Source organism: Paracoccus salipaludis (genome assembly GCF_002287065.1).
GTDB lineage: Bacteria > Pseudomonadota > Alphaproteobacteria > Rhodobacterales > Rhodobacteraceae > Paracoccus > Paracoccus salipaludis.
Map to the genome: position 1 here is coordinate 1 of NZ_NSJZ01000120.1, position 572 is coordinate 572.

The following is a 572-nucleotide window of genomic DNA, read 5'->3' on the forward strand; positions in this document are numbered from 1 at the left end:
AGTATCGTGGCGGGACCGGAGGGTCATCATGATAGTCGTGTCTCGGGAAAGCCGGTGAAATTCCGGTGCGGTCGCGCCACTGTAACCGCCAATATTGCGGGAGCCAGACCCCGTGCACGCCTTCAGTCCTTTCACCCCGGACGCGTATCCGGAAGGAGATCGCCATGACCTACATCACTGCCGCCCCCGGCACTCACACAGCTCCGATCCCCCTGCGCGAGATCGCCCCATGGGCCATTTTTGCTGGGCTGATTGCGCTCCTGGCACTGTATTTTGTCAGCACCGAACAGGGCGCCGTTGCGGTGTTCGACGGGATGTACGTGCATGAATTCGTGCATGATGCCCGCCATCTCCTTGGCTTTCCCTGCCACTGACGGGAGGGGAACATGGGACGTCTTTTGCTGCTCGGCATGATTGCTGGGCTGATCGCGGGTCTTCTAGCCTTTGGGGTCGCGCGGGTCTGGGGTGAGCCCCCGGTCGCCGCTGCCATTGCCATCGAGGAGGCTCAGGCAGCGGCGGAGCATGTCGATGATGTTGCCGTCGGCACGGAACAGCCCGCCGCCCACACGCAC

At 62.9% G+C, this 572-nt stretch carries 2 protein-coding genes; both read left to right on the plus strand.

From position 1 onward, the window contains the following. Positions 1-164: 164 nt before the first annotated feature. Entirely contained in the window at positions 165-374 is a 210-nt protein-coding gene (locus CK240_RS17825; protein ID WP_095641531.1) for a CbtB domain-containing protein, read from the plus strand. A gap of 12 nt (positions 375-386) precedes the next feature. Further along, on the plus strand, positions 387-572 hold a 186-nt coding region (locus CK240_RS17830), incomplete at its 3' end, for a CbtA family protein (protein WP_167650115.1).